Below are 21,077 nucleotides of genomic sequence, written 5' to 3'. Positions count from 1 at the left end.
TGTTCAAATGAGATTTAAAGCCGCTTGGTCTGCCGTTTTAGTAGCCGCAGCTGTTGTTACGATGAGTCCTGCGAATGCCTGCTTCACTATTATCGTTGGTAAAAACGTCAGTACCGATGGAAACATTATTGTTGGCCATAACGAGGATAACGACGGCCGGGTAATGAGTAATCAGTACTGGGTACCTCCGGCTGTGCACAAAACAGGTGAGATGCTTCAGTATGAACCGAATACTGCGCAGATACCTCAGGTCGAAAAAACTTTAGGCTTCTGGTGGCAACAGACATTACACCCGGACGGTTACGCTTTTTCCGACGGTTTTTACAATGAAGCCGGAGTTCTCATAACTTCTAACAACTGTAATCTGACCATTGAAAAGGATGAAAAAGTCAAGGACGGAGGTATTGGTTACGGCATTCGTCGATTGCTCGCTGAACGCGCAACATCAGCCAGAGACGGCGTCAAGATTGCTATTGATTTGGTAACTAAGTACGGTTACCGCCATCAAGGAAGAACTTATACCATTGCCGACTCAAAAGAGGCTTGGCAGCTTGCTTTATTAAAGGGCGGCCGTTATTTAGCCAGACGCGTCGGCGACAATGAAATGACCGTAATGAGCAATGCCTTTTCGCTTGGACAGGTCGATTTGAAAGACAAAGAAAATGTCATCGCCTCTTCTGATTTAGTACAGCATGCTATAGAGAAGGGCACTTATAAGCCAGCGAAAGCCGGAGATTATTCAGATTTTAATTTCCGCGAGGCCTATCAACTTCGGGCTCGAATCGACAGACCCGCTAACACTGAGCGAGTACGCGCCGTCCTTTATCGACTCACCGGCAAAGACATGGTACAGCCATACAATTATCCCGAGTCTATGTGTATCAAGCCGGAAAGAAAGATGTCGGTTGCGGACGTCCGGGGACTTCTAAGACAAAACAATCCTTGGTACACCAACAAGTCCGGTTGGAAGCATGAGATATTCAACGAAACCTCTAATTCGGGCACTTTTGACAGCGCAGTGTATGTTCTGACCAAGAATCCTCTGATATCTTACAGTTGGAGAACATCCGGACGTCCTGATTCTCAGTTCTCTTATCCGCAATTCATGCTCGGAAAACCAGCGGACATTCAGTCTTATTTAACGCCGGAGCAAGCCACAAAAGCACAGTTTAGAAGTGTACCGAATGACTTTGACTATTCTCCTGACCGAACGGTTTTCACGTTTATTAATCATCAAAACTTCTTAGATTGGGATAATCTGGCATTCAGAAAATTTGCGGACAAACAAAGAGCCTTCGAGGCACAAGCTGAACAGGATTTTGCAATAGCTTACGAGCGAGCCCTTCAGCTCTCCACGGTAAGCAAAGAAAAAACAGTCGATCATATGCATCAGTTCAACGTTGAAAGCTTCGATAAAGTTCTGGGAGCGACAGCTTCTGAAGTTGCGCAGAACTACAAGGCTACGATTGCGATTGGGGCAAGCAAGCTTTCTATCAATGACAAAGGCAATGTCACTGTCACTCTTTTCTCTTCCAAAGATATCAACGCAGAGGGAATTGATCCGAAACAAACATTCTTTGGGGACGGATATCCCGATGGAAGCTTGAATCGGAACTTACAACTGACCAACCCGACATCTGTTGAATTCAAAGATGTTAACGGAGACGGGAAAAAGGATGCGATCCTTTCGTTCCCTGTTAAAGCTGCTGTGGCTCAAACTTTCCCTGGTGTAACGACTCAGTTGTATCTGTGGACGAAAATTGAGGGTGAACCAGTGATAGCTATGGATACCGTTAAGATAGAAAAGTAGTTAAACACCGTCTGTAAACAAGGCAAGGCTGCTCTGAAAATTTTGGGCAGCCTTTTGGTTTGGGCTAAAAATGCAATAATTGTGAGATAGGTCTTCCGTTTTATTGCATACAAATACCATTTAAGCATCTTTTCCTGGGGACGGGCCCTGCCCCTCTCCCATGCGTTCAGCTCCGCTTGGCTTGAGAGTCTTTTTCAATCTCGTTTTCCATAGCCAAAGCACCAAAGCGTATGTCTCGTGACCTTTATGTAGAGTACTCTCGGCTTTGATGCTGCAACATGGCTACACTCCCTTACGACATACGCCTTCCACGCTTGCTAAGCCAGAGTTTAACGGTCATTTAACTCTCCAACTTCTTAAAAGGCCCATTGGGTCTAATTTTTTTGCCTTTTCTATATTTTCTCAATGCATTCCTAATGTAAATGCAATAATTAGGCTAATTGCCGGAGGTCTTATGCATGTAGAAACTATTCTGGCGGAAAAGACAAGAAAATTACCTATGTCCGCTTGGTGCGCAGTTTTCGCGAAGGAAAGAAAGTTTGCAAAGAAATTGTTCAAATATTCGGTCGGCTTGATGAGCTGCAAAAGTCCACTAACGACCCGGATATTCTTGAGCATTTAAAAGCTAAATACGCCGAACAAAGTTCAGCACGTAAAGCCCAGAAGCAATCTGAACTAGCCACTAAATTACAGGGAGTTCTAAGCACAGCAGACACTCCAGCCAATACCGAAGGTTGCTTTACTCTGAGCTATGCCTGGTGGCCTTTGCGTAAAATTTGAATTCGCTGACTCTTCAGACTCGGATTAATTATCTGCAAAAGACCGGCTGCAAAGCCCGCTACTCTCTGAACTCGATTCTTTCCTACATGGTCTTTTGCAAAATCATCGACCCTGCTTCCGTTATCTCTCAATTTGATCGCCGCGATAACTTTATCGGCAATCCTATCGGAGAGCATGCAACTCTTAATGCATGTTATCAGACCCTGCAATGGCTCAATGACCACAAGGACGAGCTCTTCAAAACAGTAAACCGCAAACTGGATCAAGGCTTTGGAAAAGACAGAGCCAGCCTAGTGTTCTACGATGTCACCAACACTTACTTTGAATCTGCCCTTACCGATGAAGAACGCGGTTACGAACAGATGGACTACCACGAAAGGCTTTTTGACGCTTTGATCGAAGAGGTGGAAGCCGGCAATCTGGAAGCTTCTCTTTTAGAAGAGGACGAAATCGACCTGTGCAAAATTCCGAGCGATGTCTGGGCGAGAATAGAAAGCAAAAAATTAAGATATTTGCGGATGCGTGGTCCGTCAAAAGAACACCGGACAGATTTACCGCTGGTCTCTGTCGCTCTTGTAATTGATAAGAACGGCTTTCCCATGGATTTCGAAGTCTTTGCAGGTAACTCTTCCGAATTCAAAACAATGGCACAGGCCATTGATACGCTGCAGAAGAAATACAATTTCATAAAAACGGTACTTGTTGCAGACCGGGGTTTGAACTCAGCATCCAATCTGAAGATGCTCGAAGACAGAGGCTTTGGCTTTCTAATGTCACAGAAAGTCAGCAACCTCGGAGGCAAGCTTACGGATGTCATGACTGATTTATCGGACTACGAGGACTTAGTAACCGGAAGTTCGGAGCACGGCAAATTCAAAGTAATTGCCGATTATCAAAAGACAAACAGTCAGGATCCGACGGAAACCGTTAGTACCACTCTTGTGTTTACCTTCAGCGAGAAAAGGAAGAAACGTGACGAAGCCATTCTTGAGGCCTGGAGAAAGGTCATTGAGGAGAAAGCGGCGAAAAGAGAAGAATTGAAGGCGTCCAAGTACGGTTGGCGGGGGATGGTAAAGACAGAGACAGTGCTGCCTGAAGATGAACCCGAAGAAACTGAAGAAGCAAAGAAAGAAATAAACAAAAAAGCCCGAACCAAAGCAAAGAAAGCCGTGAAGATTATTGTTGGCGTTGATGAGAAAGTCTACGAAAAAAGAAGAGACTAGCTGGATTTGCCGGGATGGTCTATAAGGAGGCCCCGGAGATGGCCGGAGAACAGAATAAAGAAAAGCAATTAGAACCGGAGGAGGAAAAAATAAGGCTCAATAGAATTGGCCGTTATGTCGCTTCGACTTATCACATCCTCAGCCAGATTGAAGACTGCTTTAGGATAATGAAAAGTCATTTAGGCTTTAGACCGGGTCGTGTGTGGGATTCAGACCACATCAGAGGCCATATTGGTGTCTGTGTCCTAAGTCTATTGGTTCTGCGCTTGCTGCAGCATGCAGTACATATGGAAGGAACAAAATTATCAATCGACATGCTTATCCGTTCACTCCAAGACGCAAAAGTAGCAGTCCTTAAATCGGATCAACAGCTGTTGTTTTTAAAACTCAAGAGCTTTGAAAACCTCAGAAGAAATTGGCGCGATGTGTCTAATGAAGAGCTAGTGCAGAAAATTAAAGAAGGAGAAATAAAAACGAGTTTCTTGCCGGAAATACTGAAAAGCTACGGATTAGAGGAGTTGCCGACATTGTCCAACAGAGCGGATCTTGAGCGCTGTTTGAAAACAAAATTCCATAACGATGAGGAAACAGTCACCCCTGTCATCTACAAGCTTTTGTAGGACTACAAGCGAAAAAATTTAAAAATCCTTCGAGGCCTTGGGCATCAATATATCGAAGGATTTTTTTACTCTTGAACTTTCAAACTCGGGTATTAAATCTATATCTGCTAAGAGTACTCGATTCAACACACTGATTTGAAAAGAAGAATACTAGTTCTCTGGGAGCCCCTATTCACTTTTTTCTGAAAAAAGCAAATCAGCCATTTCCTCAAAAAATGCCAGACTTTTTTGACCTCGGGCTTCATTAGCGTTGTAGATATCTAAAGCAAATGAATTAATCAGGCATATCAGTGGCGAAAGACCGTCTGTGAATCTGTGATAAGTGATAGGTACTATCAACGAAACATCGGCACATTTTAATAACGGCGAGAATTCACTATGAGTTACTAAAATGATTTTGCATTGCTGTTTTTCCAAAAGCGTCAAAAGATCTAAAGATAGCTTGGGATATCTTGGCATTCCAAAAAACAATGCTACATCTTCTTCTCCTAAGGTTTGGAGCCGTCCTACCGCATCCAAAGAGCTTAAGCTTATATACTCTACATTCGGCCTAATCTTGCCTAGGGAATAAGCACCGTACAAAGCGACCGGTTCGCTTGCTTGCTGCCCGACGATAATAATCTTTCGTGCATTTAAAAGAAAAGCCAACGCCTGCGTATAGTCTTTTTTACCTATCGACTTAACGGCCTTAGCAAGCTGTTCTGCCTCTTTATTAAAAACTAAATCTAAGGTGTCTTCTTCGACAGGAGCTTGTTTTACTCGGTCCACAGCAGTCAACTCAGACTGTAAGACTTCCTGAAAAACACTCTGAAAATCTGAGTATCCCTTGAATCCCAATGAAACGCAGAAACGGTTAATCGTTGTATTGCTAACGCCGCTCTTCAAAGATAACTCTGTAGTAGTCATAAAAGCCACGGCTTTGTAATTCTCAAGAATGTACAAAGCAAGCTTCTTCTGCTGGCTGGAATATGACTTCAGATTTTCACGGATATTTTCGAGCAAAACCATAAAACACTTGCAAAATTCAAATTAATGGAGGAAAATTTTCATTGTTACTTATTTATGAAAAATATTTTCCATTATCTCAAGGAGGAGACATGTCAGAAATGTTCTTCATGCAGGTTATTGTAGTCGCAATTGCTATCGTAATCGGTGCAAAACTTGGCGGAGCCGGATTAGGAATGGCCGGCGGCGCTGGCTTGTTCGTTTTAACTTTTGTGTTTGGCCTGAAACCTGCGGCGCCCCCGATTGATGTCATGCTGATCATCACCGCAGTCGTGACTGCCGCCGCAACACTTCAAGCCGGAGGCGGACTAGATCTTTTAGTCAATTTAGCTGAGAAGCTTTTAAGAAAGCACCCAAAACACATCACCTTTCTAGCGCCTATTGTTACTTATCTCAGCACTATCTTCTGCGGAACTGGGTATGTCAGTCTTTGTCTGTATCCTGTTATCGCCGAAGTTGCAACAGAAGCAGGCATTCGTCCTGAAAGACCCATGTCGATTGCTTTAGTAGCCAATCAACAAGCTATCACCGCAAGCCCTCTTTCGGCAGCCGTTGCGGCCATGCTCGTGGTAATGGCACCATTCGGAATAACGTTAGGAACTATCCTCTCCGTAACTTTACCCGCCACTATCATCGGCTGCTTTATCGGAGCATTGTCTGTTTACAACAAAGGAAAAGAACTTTTAGACGATCCTGAATATCAGAAGAAAGTTGCCAACGGCGAAATTCAGAAAATTGAACCCGGGAAATTCACCGAAAGAAAAGTCACGAAGAGCGCTAAATTATCCGTCATCATTTTCTGTTTCTTCATCGCTGCTATTGTTCTTTTCGGTTCCTTCAGAGACCTTTCTCCTTCTTGGATGATTGACGGCAAGAAAGTCTCTCTTAGTATCCCGGAAATTCTTGAAATCCTCATGCTCTTGGCTTCTTGCATCATGGTTTTATGCTGCAAAATTTCTCCGGCAAATGTAATCAAGAACTCCGTATTCCAATCCGGCATGATGGGCGTGGTCTCAGTTTTCGGTATTGCCTGGATGATGGATACTTTCTTTACTGCCAACAGACAGTTGTTTATTGATGCCCTTTCCGGAGTCGTTGCCCAGTACCCGTTCTTATTTGCGGCAGTGCTTTTCTTCTTCTCTTCAATTTTCTTCAGTCACGGTGCAACAGTCCGCGCCATTATGCCTCTTGGCTTAACACTCGGAATTTCTCCGAACAACCTTGTAGCCATGCTGACAGCAACCAGCGGCTACTTCTTTATTCCAACCGGAGGTTTAACTATTGCTTGTGTTGCTTTCGACCGTACAGGCACTACCAAGATCGGCAACTACATCCTTAATCACAGCTTTATGCGCCCGGGCCTCATCACATTGGCGACCTCTTTAATTATTGCCTTCGGCATGATCCAGATCGTTATGTAATCGGAGAAAAATAAATGCGACAAGATTCAGACTTAATTGGTTCCATGGAAATCCCAGATGAACTCTATTATGGTATTCACACGATGAGAGCCCTGCCGGTAGGGGATGTTAGCTCCGTCAAACTAAATCACTATCCGGAGATCATCAAAACAATGGCCAAAATAAAGAAGGCCTGTGCAAAAGCTAACGAGCAAATCCATGCTCTCGATACCAAAGCAGCAGCCGCCATTGTTCAAGCCTCCGAAGAAATGGAACAGGGAAAGTTCAATGACCAAATGTTTGTGGATATGTACAACGGGGGCGGAGCCATTGCCATCAACATGATTGTCAATGAAATTATTGCCAACCGAGCTAATGAGATTCTCACAGGTCATAAAGGCTACGACAAAGTACACCCAAATACACACGTCAACATGTGTCAATCTACGAATGACGTTGTGCCTAGCGCCATGAAGATCGTATCCTATGAGGCAGCAAAGGGATTAATCAGTGCCGTCAAAGAACTTGAAAAGGCTTTGGAAAAAAAGGCTACGGAATTTAAGGGAAAGATTAAACTCGGACGCACTTGCTTGAATGACGCATTACCGATGACTTTTGAGCAAGAATTTTCAGGATATCAGAAAGGAATTGAAAGACAGAGAGTACGCTTGGAAAAAGCCTTAGAAGACTGGCTTAGCCTTACTCTCGGGGGAACGGCCATTGGAACAGGCGTAGGCACAATGCCAGGCTACGCAGAAAAAGTGTACGAGATCCTAAAACAAGATGTGAATCCTCTTATCCGCCAGGAAGCCAATCTGTTTGACGGCATGCAAAACGCCGATTCCTATTTGTATCTCTCGGGCATTGTGAAATGTCTGGCAGTTGTTCTCAGTAAAATCTGCTACGACCTCAAACTCATGGGCTCCGGTCCTTTTGCCGGTTTTGGTGAACTCATACTACCGACAGTCCAAGCAGGATCTTCCATCATGCCGGGAAAAGTTAATCCGGCAGTTCCTGAGTTAATGGTTCAGATTGCTCAACAGGTTTGCGGCAACGACACCACTATCACAATGGCTGTGGAAAAAGGCGAATTGGAACTGAATATCGCTGATCAAATTCTTCTTAAGACGCTTCTTGATTCCATTAATCTTTTGCGCCGAGGCATTCCCATCCTCATTCACCATTGCATAAACAGGCTTAAGGTTAATGAAGAAAAAACGAAGCATGACGCAGAAAGGTCTACAGCTCTGGTTACGTCATACAGTATGCTTCATGGCTACAAACAGGCATTGAAGCTTGCATTGGAGTCAATTGAGAAAAATCAAACAGTAAAAGAAACAGCTATTAAAAGCGGCAGGCTAACCGAAGAAGAAGCCGAAAAATTGTTTGATCCTCTTCTTCTTACTGACGTCAATTTGCTGCATGATTTGATACAAAAGTTCAAGAGCCAGAGAGATATTTGACTCAACTTCTAAGCTTGTTTTCAAACTAGCGTAAAGCTTAATCCTCTCATGTCTTATCCTGTGGGCTGGGAGGATTTTTTGCTCTTCATGGATTGTCCTGCTATGGTCTCCTAAAGTCTGGCTTTTGGAATAATCTTTTATTTCCTCGAAATCCGTGAAGAGCCAACTTCCGCATATTCAAGCAATTTAGTAGAACCAGATAGGCTTAAATACAAAAGCCGTGGTTCTAGGTTCTCCAGAATCACTTTGCTATTACGCTTCTAAAACGACTTCCGATTTCTTCCATGTCTATATATGATGAAGGGATATTAAGCTTATGAGCTTTGTAGTTTAAAAGACCGCCTTTTTCTGGCTCGTGAGTTGAAAGCAAAATGCAAGAATGACCGAACTCATGCCTTATAGTTTCAATCAATCCCCAAAAATTCATATCGTCCATGGTTTGAACCGGATCATCAATAGCAAGAAACGGAACGCTTGCATACAGCTTATTCAGGGCAAGAGTAAAGGCAATGACTATCGCCGATAACTGGCCACTACTCATGTTATATAACACATCAACATCACTTTGGAAATGCCCAGATACAAAAAGAATATTTTTATTCTTAGTGTATTTCATAAAAATACCGCGTCCAAAATAATTATCTTGCAAGATCCGGCCAGTGTATATATAAAATAAAATTTGAGTATCTACTATAACTCGCAGCAAATACTCATCTTTCTGGGAAATGATTTCTGTTTGTAGACCGTGTAACTTACGTATTTTATTTTCACAAGTAGATAAGGTCTGGTTAGTTCTTTTAAGCTCTAAGTCAATTATTTTTAACTTTTTATCGCTGCTTTCTCTGCATTTTGCTATCAAATATCGCCTTTTCTTTTCAATCAATTCAGATGTAATATTTTGGGCACTTCTAAGCATAGGATAACTATGAACAGTGGCCTTCAAAAGTTCAAAACTTAACTCCTTAGAATATCCTTGCGTTATCTTTCTTAATCGTTCTATAAATTCAGACTCAAACTTTGCAAAATCGTTTAAATCTAACTCCTCAAATGACAAATTAGCTTTCAAAAAATTAACCTTCTCCCCAACTTCCCGGTTATTCAAGATTTCCAACAATTCATCGTTTATACCAGTCTTTTTGACTGCTTCTTTTAGAGGTCTGATTACAGAAGAATTAAAGCGCTGCTCAAATGAGGTTTTAGCATTATTTAACAAGCGTACTGCAGTCAAAAGCGTTTTTGATAGAAGATCCGTCTGGTCTGCTATGGCCTTTAGCAAGTATTCGTGGCTACCATAATCTTTTCCGCAAAGAGGACAGATATCGTTTGGCTCCCACGCACCGTTTTCTACTTCTTGCACCAATTTTGCTCGATCTGCTGTCAATTGTAGTTGTTTAGTTTGCAATGAGTTTGTATTTTTTTCCAAATTTTTTATAGCAATCGAGTCCTGTTTGAGAAGTGCAATTTCCCTCTGATCCAAATATCTAGTCACGAGCTCCGTTTCCAGAAGAGAAAAGTCAATTTGTAAGACCCCAGATTCTGAACACTCGCGCACGATTCTTTGGAAATAATTACACAACTTAACTTCCTGCTCTTTATGTGAATGGAAGATAAATTGAAGAACCTTATTCAGCATGCTCTTATCAGGGATAGCGTTTCTGAGGCGCTGAGATAATTCATACTTGTAATAATCAGCTCGGTGTTCTAAAAAATAAAGAATTTTATCCAGTTCTCCTCCTTGTTCAATAATTGGCCAAAGGGGTTGGTCTTCGAAGGAAGGGTTCTCCGCGTCCCACCAGACAACTTTCTTAAATAACTTAAAGTAAGGAACAGGTTCTCCCTCCTGGAGCTTCTCTAAATTCGACAATAAAAGATTCCGCTCGTTATTTTTTGTCTCTCTCTCATTTTTATAGATGTCCTTTAACTCTTTTAACTTTCTAATCATCTCTTTGCATCTGTCAATCTCTTTCTCAAATTTGGACGTATTGAAGAGGCACTCTAGATCTCTACACCGATCCTTGGAATTCTTTTTAAGGAAATAGGTAGATTCTTCTTGATCAAGGTAATGAAGAAAGTTGTATTGGGAGAATAGAGAGTAAAGATTCTCCCCGGCCGAGTTTTCACATATCTCATACTCTCTGCTGTCATCTTTCCGAATAAGTAACTTGGAGAAACAGGAAAAATCGATAGGATTACCCATCTGGGTTACATCAGCGCACCTCTTTAACCATAAGGTCGAACCCTCAGTCTTAATGCAAATTTCTACACTGACTTCCGGAAGTAACGGATCAAAAACTAAGGGTTTTGTAAATTCGTTGAATTTATTCCTTTTGTCCGATTGCTCAAGGTAAGTAGAATATCTTTTAATTTTTCCAGTCAAAACAAGTTCGACAATATCGAAAAGGGTAGATTTCCCAAAGCCATTTTTTCCTCCCAATATAGATAGAGTATTTAAGCTAAGGTTAACCTCCAGTTCGCGAAAGCCTTTAAAATTTTGCGCTTGAATTTTTAGTAATTTAAAATCACCCATTATTCTGCTCCGCTTCTCTTCTTATGGCTGCGTCTAACGTGTTTTCATCCACCGCTTTAAACCATTCGTAAAGTGGTTTATTTTTGTCCGAAGGAATGAAATAATCTCTCAGAGCTTGGCTTCCGACGGGCGTCACTTCCATCATTAAAAAAGGCAGCTTATGGGCGAGCGAATACAGTAAATGATAAGGTCCAATTCTTGTTTGACACTCCTCTTTCTTTAACTCTTCAAATGTCTGGATGTTCATCAGCAGAGTAGAGAGGAGCTCCCCATCTGGGGCAATCTTTAGGAGCTCTTCCTTATCAGATTCTGTATAGACTACAACGTACTTTTTAAAATCAAAAGGGTCTTCTTCTAACTTGATAACTTTGTCTATGAGTTGGTCTGAGACTTCATCAACACATAACAGAATTAAAAGAGAAGCATTTTTTTCGAATTCTTTATAGTTTCCCAAAATAGATTTTGCCTTCTCTCTGGCCTCTACTAAATCTTTCGCAGAGACCTGGCTTCGACAAGATTTAACTATCCAAAAATCTTTAAATTCTGAATGGGAAAAATAAGAATAACGAGAAGGAGAGTCTGAATCTTCCTTGCCATATCCATTGCTTAAAAATATTTTATTTATGAAATCAATCATATTTACCTGAATTAAAAGTGTCACAAGGAAGAAGCCCAATTTTTTTATTTTTAAAGATATTGTTCTTTTTCGAATTATCTGAATCGTAATCTTTAAACAAACGTTTGGGCATTTCCTCATCCAAGTTTTTAATTACCGGAATATTGTCTCGAGTGACTAACCAATCAAACTCCCTTAAACAATCCAAATTAGGAGCATTCTTGTGTAACCTCCTTAACAAATAAATCAGATCTATATCTGCTCCATAATTAGGCGGATTCCAAACCATTGGAGTCAGAAATTGTTCCTTTTTTTTCCAAGATAATTTTGAGCCCAACGAAGAATTAACTCGGCTTATTAGGGCGGTCAAATTGTTTGCTGTGGCCGAGGCCGTTAAATCTGAGTAAGAACTTTCCTCACAAGTAACAGTAAGAGGTGCGACTATGCGTCTAAAAAATGGTTCTAATTCCTCCTCTTCCAAAGATACAATCTCCTCTATAGCTCGTGAAATTTTAGAAAGATCCAAAGAAGCATTTTCCATAATGCCTTCTTTTGATTCTTCTATCTCCTTTAGTTGTTCTATTTCCTTTTCTATTGCCAGAATAAAAGCTACTCTGACTTTCCTCCAAAACCATGAGGGCCCAAAATAGCTAAATTCATCCTGCGTAAGGCAATCTTTAATTTCTTGGTATGACAAGGAACTTTCTGGCATTGAAGCAGCTTCATATGCAGTCAACTTTGGAGAACTTTTAATCGATTTCCCATGAATCTTTACAACTTGGATGTCGACAAGTGAAATAAGCCGCTTCAACACAATTCTGGGATTAACAGTAAAAACATTGTCTTTGTGTATAAAAGAAATCAAATCCGAGATTGAAACAAAAACCCCTTCTGCGTCTAGCTTTTTTTGACCTTTGTAGTCCTCAAAATGCCTTACATTATCCCCTAAATTTATATTTGTATTAGTATGAAAATAAAGGATAGTATCATCCGTACATAGTCCTTTTTCTTTGAAATGTTTCTTCTTTTCTTCTAGGGCACCAACAGCTTTAGCTAAAGCCGGACTTGTCTGACTATACAATTTGCATTGATGAAGGCTCAGAATTTTTCCATCTAGATGGACTGAGAAATCTTCATATGCGTCTAGGAACAATCGGCAGTCAGCATAATCCTCTTTATTATTCATAATATCGTCTTTTACCAAATGGAGAAGGTAGTAGACGGCACACAAACCCTGGTAAATATAACCAGACCAAGAAGGGATAGCAGAATGCTCCAACTTCTTTATGCCTAGACTTCCTTGTGAATGATTCATTTCTTCTAAGTTATTGGTGTTTGTCATTCAATATTACATCTTTCCAAGTTCTTAGTTGGAAAGTCTAAAACACTGAAACTTTTCAGCTCTCTAACCATAACTTATCTAGGTTTCTGACTATGAGAATATTCTCTTTGATTCTTGCGCTAATATTTCTGAATTAAGCCAGCCATTCTTCCATCTCGGCTTATTAACGAAGAACCTAACAAGGCAATTCCTCGTTTCTTCAGAGAGTAATTATGAATAGAGATAACAAAGCCCCGCCCGTTGACAATTCCTTTCTTGAGGAAGCTTCCAACATTCTCAAAAATCTTGAAAAGGAGCACACTTCTCCTATTGTCTACCTATATACACTTTTGTCTCCAGAACTTCCAGGAAGGATTTTCAATCCGGCAGAGCATTTCATTTTGGAGCAACTTCGACAAATCAAAAGATACAAAAAGATTTCTTTCGATCAAAAAATTCCCAAAATTACACTTATAGTCTCGAGCCTCGGAGGAAATATTACGACCGTACTGAACATCATTAAGCTGATCAAAGAGAATTGCGGACTTTTCTCCGTTATTGTGCCCTCAAAGGCTTTAGGTGCGGCCTCTCTTCTTGCATTGACGGCAGATGAGTTAATCGTTGCAAAGGACTCTCTCTTCAGTCCATTTGGTCCTTTGGTTACCAATCAAAATAATTCCATGCCATCAACCCTTGCGCTGTCTGATATTACTGCAGTTCTTGATCAAAACATCTCTAACGAAAAAAAAGCGGAACTTTTGCTTTCTCTCTATAAAAATACGAACTCGATTGTCGTAGAGCAAGCTTTGCAGGAAAAAAATCAAATAAAGTCAGCATTAATGGAAAACTTTGAAGAGAGAGGTCTTGAAATGCCAATTAGAAAAGCTCTCCTTTCACTTTTCTTGGAAGATAATTTGCCTCAAGGAAGCTTGATAACCGTTAAAGACATCACTCAATGCGGATTACACGTGTTAGATCTTTTGGAAGAGCAGACGACCGAACTGAGGCATCTAGACTCTCTCATGGAGGAGTATTCATATCCCTATCCTATCCAAAGTATTTTAGATTTTTATAAAGGAAGCAATTCTTGTTATTTAAATTTCAGTATTTCTCTTCTCAGTGTGTTATCTGCAATCACTGGTCTTACCTCCCATAGAAGCGACATGCTCACAGCCTATTGTGGTGATAGAGAAAAAATTTCGCGAGCTACTATCTCTTTCAACCCGTCTAGTCTGTATACATATACTGCGGAGCTGGATCATAAAGGGAGAAAATAATGACTCAGCCTTTGCAACAAGAACTTGTGTATAGAAAAAGAGACGGAGCTCTTATGCTTCATTGCCCTTTAGACGAAGACCTAGAAGTCGGGATGACTAGAATTTGTTTTCCTCATCTAAAAGAGATCGGAGAGTGGCCTTTCTTTGATGAATTAAAAAACAGCTGGACAATTCGTCCTGGGCAAATGGTGACGCCTAGCTATAAGGTCGTCTGCCGGTTTCAACCAAATTTAGTTTTGCTTGAACAACCTTTGGTTCTTTCCGAATATATCAAAGAAGATGAAATTCACATGAATATTACTTCTCCTTTTTTGACAGCCGCAATACGAAAGATCGAGACAAGTTCGAAAGAAATTTCGACCGCTGCATATGCCCTAAACGAGATTAAAGGATTGAATTCAGAACTTCAAACCCTTTACAAAATACATAGGGATATGATGATTATGTGTATAGAAAGCAGCGGGTTCATTCCTCCTGTTTTTCTAGCGGCTCTTAAATCTCAAGCAAGAAGAATAATAGCTGACATGCGTCAAATTCTTCTAATTCTTCTCGTTCCTTATCTCGAAATTGAACTTCAACTCAGGCGATACGATATAGAAGATTTCAGCTCCGTCATAGATGCTAAAAAAGACTGTTCTTTTGAATTTCTCCCTCCTATCGGAAAGTACTTAAATTTTCTTAACTTAATAAGAGATCTCGATAACTGTTTCAAGCACGAAAGAGGAGAGAGGCAGCTCTCCCCTAATATTCCTCTGAAACCAGCAATAATCCTTTCTAAGCTTAATTCTCCCGGTCATAATAAAATTTGGAGAATTCCAGAAAAAAAATGCAGCTATGTAGATTACTCTAGACAAGAGTTTTGGCACTATAGTATTGAGTTCGACGCACTCACAACCCTATTCTCGAGTTTTCTATCTGAACTTTTGGAACTCCCAGATCCTAAATGCAAAGACTTACCTCCGGTACTTTTCCAAATCTCGGAAGACTGGTCTTTGGCCGATACTCTTCCAGACAAAGACAGCCGCAAAAAAGAATCCAAGAAAAAATTAACATCTTGGCTAGAAAAGAAAAGTTAAGAAAGAATGACTGATTATCGTCGCTGACCGAGGTGCCCTCGGCCCTAGAATTCTGTTAAGTAACTTCACCATTCTCTGTGAATAGAAATAATTTAATTTCTTGCCCGATATAACAATTCTCTTTTGTGTAGAGGGTAGTTACACTTCTAGGCGACAGGAAGGAGATACAAAGAGGACAAGATCAAAGCTGAACTTCTTCAAAGCTGTCCACCATTGTACTACGCACCACAACTCCTCCCTCTTCCATGGGAAATAAACTAAGTTATGCAAGTGGGACAGACAGACAACGAGGAATTTCAAAAGTCTAATTACTCTGCTCTCCCTCAGACGGCTAATCGGTCTCCTTTCCGAGACCGATTAGTTTAAGAGTTGACTAAGAAACAAAATCCGCTTACAAGCTTTCCATTACTTTCCAGCAATAGTTCTTGCAGCCAACCGTCCCAATGCCATGGCTTTACCCCATGCTGTTCCTGTCATGTAGGCTGCGCCGTGCACACCTCCAACTATTTCGCCGGCAGCATAAAGATGATTTATCTTCTCACCAAATACATCAATAACCTGGGCTTTTGTATTAATTCTCAGGCCGCAATATGTTCCAATCAATGCAGCAGTGGTTGGCATGATATAGAAAGGACCAGTTTCAATTTTAGTCGGTTTGCCGTGTCCGCTAGTTAGAGAGTTTCGGCCAAATTCGGCGTCATTTCCTGCCTCAACTCCTTTGTTATAAGAGGCAACAGTTTCTTCGACAGCCTTAACAGGGAGTCCAGCATTTTTTGCAGCTTCTTCGAGAGTCTGTCCTGTAAACAAGAAATCAAGTTTTTTCCCTTCATCGATTGGGGCGAATAATTTCTTATCAATCGCCCTTCTCCCCATTTGAGCCTTTCTCATTGGCTCATCAAAAATCATGAAACTCTTACCTTCCGGCTGGCTAAGAGCTAAATCGCCCAATAATTTGTACGAGAGAGATTCATTAACGAATCGTTTGCCCTCTTTATTAACCATAATCGCACCACCATAATAGACTTGAGCCATGTCACCGATGGTGTTGGGGTTAAGCTTGAATCCGTACGTGGCTTTCACGTATGCCATGTCTAGAACATCTGCGCCATATGCTTGGGCCATAAGCAGACCGTCTCCGGTGGTACCAACGCCGGCAATCACGGCTGCTTTGGCCATAGGAGGAGCGTATTTTCTAAGCAATTCCGGATTGCGGTTGAAGCCGCCAGATGCTAACAAAACACCTTTATTTGCTTTAATGTAGATGGTTTTCTTATCTTTTCCGGAGCACTTCACGCCGGAAATTGTCGAATTCTTATAATCCCAGGTGAGCCTTTCAGCCTTCATTCCCGTAACTACTTTTCCTCCTCTCTTCACAAAGTAGTCTCTCATAGCACTTAATACTTCGCCGGGTTTGAAGCCGTGCGCTCTCGGAACGCTCATACCCGCTGCAGCCGTTATTTCATGAGGAAGAATTCCTAATTCTTTCGTTACGAAGTCATAGTGTTTGCAACTTTCTTTAATGAAAACTTTTACTAATTCAGGATCGTTTTGATATCCACCGGTTTTCATCATATCGTCGAAATAGCGCTGCTCGTCATCAACAATATTCTTTGCTTTCTGTTCAGGTGTCCCGGCAACAGAGAATTTCCCTCCGCAAAGGAGACTAGATCCTCCAATTAAGGGCATCTTTTCAATGATGATCGCCTTCATTCCTTGCTGTACTGACTCAACACCAGCAGCCAGGCCTGCACCGCCGGCACCAATAATCACGATATCGTATTCTTCATCCCACTTTTGAGGCTGATTTGTTGGAACGGCCCAAGCTGTCCCGCATGTACCAAGAGCAACGGCGGAAGTGAGTTTAAAAAAGGTTCTGCGAGAAGTATTCATATAGTTCTCCTTTATACGGACTGTTTGAGTAATGAGATCAGTGAAGGCCTTTAGAACATTTCAGTATTCACCGTCTGTCTCAATTCCAATCTTCTCAGTACCTAGGTACTTTGATCTAGATCAAGTTTGCGCCAAATAAGACACTAGGAATTTTTCTATATGGCTCAAATGCCAGACAAAAGTTAGTATTCAAATTAGAGGAGAGTGATATGCAACGCAGAACGGTAGTGGAGGGAATCGGCGTAATCCTTGCAGCAAATCCCTTCCATTGGGTTATGGCCAAGGAAAATCCAAGCTACGATTTAATTATCGTTGGTTCCGGAGCTGCGGCTCTCTCTTCAGCAATTGCCGCTTACGATGCCGGTCAGAGAAAAATTCTAGTCTTAGAAAAAGAACCTATTATCGGGGGCTCAAGCGGCATGTCAGGAGGAGCGATCGCTGTAGCAGGAACTTCTCTTCAAAGAAGTAAAAATATTACGGACTCTAAGGAGCGTTTTTTCAGGGACATGATGCTCTCCGGGAAGTATACGAATGATGAGAACTTGGTCCGATTATTGGTAAACAACATTCCAATTCGCTATGAATGGCTTGTATCCCGAGGACTTCTTCCACAAAATCTAATGGCATCTTCAGGGATGAGCCGACCTCGTTCTCATATGTTTAATTCAGGGTTACTCATTCAATTGCTTCTGGGGGAACTTCAAAAAAGAAATATAGAAATCAAAACCGGCGTTCGTGCCATTAATCTTTTAGAGGGACCAGCTGGAATTACAGGAGTCCTTGTTTCAAGAGGCAAAAAGTTCACTAACCTGTTGAGTAAAAATGGAGTAATCCTTGCCTCCGGAGGATTTGCGAGGAACCAAGCTTTACTCTCCCTTCTTGCACCAAACATGAGAGCTGTCAAAGTCGTTTCCGGCATTGGTTCTCAAGGGGATGGTCTTCTCATGGCTCTTCAAAAAGGAGGATATATCGTCCCAGGAGAAACAATTCAGGCTTCTTTTGGTTTTACAAAAAATCCTTCGACTATTCGCGATTTCACGACCATTTATTACAGCGGCGCGATCATTCTCAATAAAGAAGGAAAACGTTTTGTAAATGAGTCGCTATCTTATAAGACAATAGGAGAGGTTTCGATTACGCAAGCCAACTCAAGCTCTTTTATCCTGTTCGATGAAAATATTAGAAGACTGCAGATGTCGAGACGACCTGTGGATCATTTGTTATGGAGCCCTTTTGATAAAGGGATGAATCCAAGTTACGCCGTTGTAGGAAAAACGATTTTTGAAGCAGCCGACAAAGCCGGACTGAATCCTGATAGCGTTAATACAACAGTTCTTCAATACAATAGTTTTGTCAAAAATCACTTTGACCCCGAATTCGGCCGTTCCTCTCTCACCTCCGGTTATGGAGACTTAGTCCCGATTGAGCAATCCCCCTTCTATATCATGCCCTCCATCTCAGCAATCATGGGCACTTATTGCGGACTAAAAGTGGATTGCAATTGTCGAGTTCTGAAAAAAAACGGCTTACCAATTAAAGGACTCTACGCTGCAGGCGAAATAATGGGCGGGGTTCACGGGATGAACTACATAACCGGCACAGGACTAGGCAAAGCACTTGTCTTTGGAGAAATTGCCGGAAGATCGGCGACGGAGTTCTCATGAAGTTTGCTCCATTTCTCCTGGCCTTTTGCCTTCTTTCTCCTTTATCTACAAAAGCAACTGCAGAATCCGTGCGGTTGGGGGTGGCTGACTATGTCAAGTCAGGTCTCCATACAGAACTTGTAACTTCTACCTTCAATTTATTAAAAAAGGTGCTCGAGCCAGGTCATAAATTGGAAATTATATTTTTAGAGGAAAATGAATTATCCAAGGCGGTAGAAAATCATGATGTCGATCTGATTCTTTCTTCCAGTTTCTTCTACAGGCAAATGGCTAGACAGGGTGCGCGGGATCTTGTTTCTGTCGAGACTGTTAAGGATGATGACCCAAACCAGAGTGCCGGAGCTGTCCTCCTTGTTAAGGGAGACAGAACTAAATTTTTAGAAATCTCAGATTTAAAAAACAAACGAATCGGATATGGTTCTGAATTCGGCCCGTTAAGTTTTATTGCCCTACAAGGGGAATTAACTTCCAGAGGAGTCAAGGCTAATCAGTTTTTTAAAGAAACAGTAGCTTTTTCAACGGGGATTCGTGACATTTTAGACAAACTTAAAAATGACACTATTGACGCTGTTCTTCTCCCGGCTTGCTTCCTAGAAAGCATTATTGAACAAGAAGACCTCCCTACTAGTTGGCTGAGAGTATTAGAACCGAGACATTTTTCATCCTTACGCTGCGCCCACAGCACCGTTCTTTTCCCAGGTTTGACTCTTTCTTCCCTTCCCTCCTTAAACCCAAGGCTTTCCAGAAAAATTACTCAATCTCTTCTGGCTATGCCCCCGTCCGAACAAGGAAGTTACTGGAGTGTAGCAACGGATTTCGGGCAGACCGACAAAACTCTCAGGATGTTGGACTTAGACGCTTGGGCTGCCGATAGAGCTTGGACCTTAAAAAACGTCATAAGTAAATATTGGCATCTTCTTCTCGCAATTTTGTTGATCATCCTAGGACTAATTTCATACGGCTACGTTGTCAGCGCCATGGTCGGAAGAAGAACAGAACAATTGCGATCCGCTCTCATTAGAGAAAAAGATTTAAAAAGACAAGCTTTAGAGACTTCCCAAAAACTAGAACAGATGCAGAGAACCGGAGCTTTTAATCAACTCTCCTCTTTGTTTGCGCATGAATTAGGTCAACCACTCTATGCCATCCAATGCTTTTGCTATTCTTTATTCCGACGTCTACAAGGAGAGGAACAGGATAAAAAAGAAGTCCTGGGATTAGTAAAGGACATAGAGAATCAGGCCGTCAGAGCAGATGAGATTGTTCAAAAAACAAGATTTTTCCTTAAAGGGAAAAAGGCAAAACCAGTACCCATTGAACTTACAGATATTGTCAAAAGATCAATCACCACATTCACCGCCACTCTGCACAAGAACTGTAAATTTAAACTCCGGGCACTTTCCCGTGAGGTGTATGTGCTGGCGGACGGTCTTGATCTCGAGTTAGTCATCATAAATCTTCTAAGAAATTCATATGAAGCATGTGCCGAGCAGAGCGGACCCAAAGTTACTATCACCATATCCAAGTCAACTGCCGGAGAGGTTGTCTTGTCAGTCGCCGATAACGGACCAGAAGTCCCAGAGTCCTTTATTAAAAGCCTAAGCAAATCAAAAATTAGTCAAAAGGAGAATGGATTGGGCTTTGGTTTGTTGATAGTGAGTTCATTAATAGAAAATTACGGAGGAAGGATCGTTTTTCGGAAGTCCTCCTACGGAGGCGTCCAAGTAGATTGTATTCTTCCAATCATCGAGGATAAAGAAAGTTATGAATGACAAAAAAAGCAGAATTCGAATTGTCGATGACGATGAAGCCGTGTTGCGTGGGATGAAAACCGTTCTTGAATTAGAAGGGTTCGAGGTGAGCACTTATTTAAGCGGGCACGAATTTCTGACTTCAGACGCGTATTCTGTCCCCGGCTGCGTAATTTTGGATTTAAAAATGCCGGAATTGTCGGGCCTTCAAGTTCAAAAGATCCTAAAAGAGAGGCATTTTGAACACCCCATTATCTTTCTGACGGCCCATGGCGAAGTGGATTCAGCCGTGCTGGCGATGAAAAACGGAGCATATGATTTTTTACAAAAACCCATTTCTCCAGCTATTCTCCTTCAAAAGGTTACAGAAGCTCTGCAGCAGGATCTAAGAGGGCTTGGGGTGGATTCTGAAACAAGACAAAAGAAGCTAGCGTCCTTGTCTGCACGAGAAAGTCAAGTTATAAAAAAAGTTCTTCAGGACTTGTCTAATAAAGAAATAGGAGAGGCTTTAGGCCTCAGTGAAAGGACAATAGAAAACCATAGAGCGTCTGCCTATAAAAAACTCGGAGTCTCTTCAGCCATTGAAGTCAAAAAGTATTTCAATGTCTAAGCTAAATTAAAAACAGATATGCGTCCCGCCGATGCCGAAAGCAT

General features: G+C 41.6%; 16 protein-coding genes. 11 read left to right on the top strand and 5 right to left on the bottom strand.

What is annotated here, in order from left to right; all coding sequences use genetic code 11:
• The first annotated feature begins 7 nt into the window (after positions 1 to 7).
• From RDK53_RS03445 to RDK53_RS03430, 4 genes are all read left to right on the top strand, one after another.
• A complete protein-coding gene (locus tag RDK53_RS03445) occupies positions 8 to 1,810 on the top strand; it encodes a C69 family dipeptidase (protein ID WP_308513304.1) in 1,803 nt (600 codons plus the stop codon).
• Positions 1,811 to 2,320: 510 nt separating this feature from the next.
• Entirely contained in the window at positions 2,321 to 2,590 is a 270-nt protein-coding gene (locus RDK53_RS03440; RefSeq protein WP_308513303.1) for a hypothetical protein, read from the top strand.
• Positions 2,587 to 3,813: an IS1634 family transposase gene (locus RDK53_RS03435; protein ID WP_308513302.1), complete on the top strand. Its 1,227-nt coding sequence runs from the start codon at positions 2,587 to 2,589 to the stop codon at positions 3,811 to 3,813. The genes RDK53_RS03440 and RDK53_RS03435 overlap by 4 nt, the downstream gene beginning before the upstream one ends.
• Positions 3,814 to 3,851: 38 nt before the next feature.
• Positions 3,852 to 4,433, top strand: coding sequence for a hypothetical protein (locus RDK53_RS03430; RefSeq protein ID WP_308513301.1), 582 nt, complete (start codon positions 3,852 to 3,854; stop codon positions 4,431 to 4,433).
• A gap of 168 nt (positions 4,434 to 4,601) precedes the next feature.
• On the opposite strand, the gene RDK53_RS03425 is transcribed toward RDK53_RS03430, so the two are convergent.
• Positions 4,602 to 5,441: a MurR/RpiR family transcriptional regulator gene (locus RDK53_RS03425; RefSeq protein ID WP_308513300.1), complete on the bottom strand. Its 840-nt coding sequence runs from the start codon at positions 5,439 to 5,441 to the stop codon at positions 4,602 to 4,604.
• An 89-nt stretch (positions 5,442 to 5,530) separates the two neighbouring features.
• Between RDK53_RS03425 and RDK53_RS03420 the strand changes: the two genes are divergently transcribed.
• Complete coding sequence (locus RDK53_RS03420) at positions 5,531 to 6,859, top strand: anaerobic C4-dicarboxylate transporter (protein WP_308513299.1); 1,329 nt, start codon at positions 5,531 to 5,533, stop codon at positions 6,857 to 6,859.
• 14 nt (positions 6,860 to 6,873) lie between these two features.
• Complete coding sequence (locus tag RDK53_RS03415; protein ID WP_308513298.1) at positions 6,874 to 8,301, top strand: aspartate ammonia-lyase; 1,428 nt, start codon at positions 6,874 to 6,876, stop codon at positions 8,299 to 8,301.
• A 241-nt stretch (positions 8,302 to 8,542) separates the two neighbouring features.
• Here RDK53_RS03415 and RDK53_RS03410 read toward each other — a convergent pair whose 3' ends face one another.
• Genes RDK53_RS03410 through RDK53_RS03400 form a run of 3 tightly spaced genes read right to left on the bottom strand, consistent with a single transcriptional unit; the run spans position 8,543 to position 12,786 of the window.
• Positions 8,543 to 10,828: an AAA family ATPase gene (locus RDK53_RS03410; RefSeq protein WP_308513297.1), complete on the bottom strand. Its 2,286-nt coding sequence runs from the start codon at positions 10,826 to 10,828 to the stop codon at positions 8,543 to 8,545.
• Complete coding sequence (locus RDK53_RS03405) at positions 10,821 to 11,465, bottom strand: ABC-three component system middle component 1 (protein ID WP_308513295.1); 645 nt, start codon at positions 11,463 to 11,465, stop codon at positions 10,821 to 10,823. Before RDK53_RS03405 ends, RDK53_RS03410 begins: the two co-directional genes overlap by 8 nt.
• The gene (locus tag RDK53_RS03400; protein ID WP_308513294.1) at positions 11,458 to 12,786 is read right to left on the bottom strand and encodes an ABC-three component system protein; all 1,329 of its coding nucleotides are present in this window, start codon (positions 12,784 to 12,786) and stop codon (positions 11,458 to 11,460) included. The genes RDK53_RS03405 and RDK53_RS03400 overlap by 8 nt, the downstream gene beginning before the upstream one ends.
• 212 nt (positions 12,787 to 12,998) lie before the next feature.
• Here RDK53_RS03400 and RDK53_RS03395 point away from each other — a divergent pair, with 212 nt between their 5' ends.
• Positions 12,999 to 14,042 carry a hypothetical protein gene (locus RDK53_RS03395; protein ID WP_308513293.1) on the top strand — a complete coding sequence of 348 codons (1,044 nt, stop codon included), beginning with the start codon at positions 12,999 to 13,001 and terminating at the stop codon, positions 14,040 to 14,042.
• Complete coding sequence (locus RDK53_RS03390; RefSeq protein ID WP_308513292.1) at positions 14,042 to 15,118, top strand: hypothetical protein; 1,077 nt, start codon at positions 14,042 to 14,044, stop codon at positions 15,116 to 15,118. The genes RDK53_RS03395 and RDK53_RS03390 overlap by 1 nt, the downstream gene beginning before the upstream one ends.
• Before the next feature lie 405 nt (positions 15,119 to 15,523).
• Here RDK53_RS03390 and RDK53_RS03385 read toward each other — a convergent pair whose 3' ends face one another.
• Positions 15,524 to 17,008 carry a flavocytochrome c gene (locus tag RDK53_RS03385; RefSeq protein WP_308513291.1) on the bottom strand — a complete coding sequence of 495 codons (1,485 nt, stop codon included), beginning with the start codon at positions 17,006 to 17,008 and terminating at the stop codon, positions 15,524 to 15,526.
• Positions 17,009 to 17,217: 209 nt separating this feature from the next.
• Here RDK53_RS03385 and RDK53_RS03380 point away from each other — a divergent pair, with 209 nt between their 5' ends.
• The 3 genes from RDK53_RS03380 to RDK53_RS03370 are packed head-to-tail and all read left to right on the top strand — an operon-like array spanning position 17,218 to position 21,033.
• Positions 17,218 to 18,672, top strand: coding sequence for a flavocytochrome c (locus RDK53_RS03380; protein WP_308513290.1), 1,455 nt, complete (start codon positions 17,218 to 17,220; stop codon positions 18,670 to 18,672).
• Positions 18,669 to 20,444: an ATP-binding protein gene (locus RDK53_RS03375; protein WP_308513289.1), complete on the top strand. Its 1,776-nt coding sequence runs from the start codon at positions 18,669 to 18,671 to the stop codon at positions 20,442 to 20,444. The genes RDK53_RS03380 and RDK53_RS03375 overlap by 4 nt, the downstream gene beginning before the upstream one ends.
• Positions 20,437 to 21,033, top strand: coding sequence for a response regulator (locus RDK53_RS03370; protein ID WP_308513288.1), 597 nt, complete (start codon positions 20,437 to 20,439; stop codon positions 21,031 to 21,033). The genes RDK53_RS03375 and RDK53_RS03370 overlap by 8 nt, the downstream gene beginning before the upstream one ends.
• Positions 21,034 to 21,077 lie beyond the last annotated feature (44 nt).

It is taken from the genome of uncultured Turicimonas sp. (assembly GCF_902477955.1).
Taxonomy (GTDB): Bacteria; Pseudomonadota; Gammaproteobacteria; order Burkholderiales; family Burkholderiaceae_F; genus Turicimonas.
This window is presented reverse-complemented; position numbering and strand designations above follow the sequence as displayed.